We start from the raw sequence: 753 nt of genomic DNA on the forward strand, positions 1-753 counted from the left end.
GGAGAACGCGATCCGGTCGTGCTGGCCGAACTGGCCCGCGGGACGCTGCGCAGGAAGATCCCGGCGCTGCGGCAGGCGCTGCGCGGTCGCTTCCGCGACCACCACGCTCTGCTGATCGGGCTCTGCCTGGAGCACACCGACCACCTCGAGGCGGCCATCGCCCGCCTCGACGAGCACATCGATGCCCTGATCGCCGCACACACCAGCGAGGCCGGCATCCCTTTCGCCCGAGCCCGTGACCGGCTCACCACCATCACCGGGGTCGGCAAACGCGCCGCCGAATGCATCCTCGCCGAGATCGGCGCCGACATGAGCCGCTTCCCCAGCGCCGGACACCTGGCCTCCTGGGCCGGCATGGCACCCGGGATCAACAAGACCGGCGGCAAACCCGGCTCGGGCAAGACCACCGACGGCGACAAGTGGCTTACCGACATCCTCACCCAGTGCGCCTGGGCCGCCGCCCGCACCCGCGACACCTACCTGGCCGCCCAGTTCTGGCGGCTGGCCCGCCGGATCGGCAGAAAAAAGGCCGCCGTCGCCGTCGGCCACTCCATCCTGGTCATCTGCTGGCACCTGCTCACCAACGACTGCGACTACGACGACCTCGGCGGCGACTACTTCACCCGCCGAGCCAACCCCGACCGTCAACGCGACCGCCTGATCACCCAGCTCCGCGCCCTCGGCTACCGCGTCACCCTCGACCCCGTGGCATAGATCCGTAGGCCAGCTGCGGTCGATTTACTTCACAGCAGC

General features: G+C 69.9%; 1 protein-coding gene. It reads left to right on the forward strand.

Features of this window, described 5'->3' with window-relative positions:
* A partial coding sequence (locus tag ACI79P_RS21680) for a transposase (protein WP_456583128.1) occupies positions 1-714 on the forward strand: 714 nt, incomplete at its 5' end.
* Between the last annotated feature and the right edge of the window lie 39 nt (positions 715-753).

The sequence above is a fragment of the Blastococcus sp. SYSU DS0510 genome (assembly GCF_054050835.1).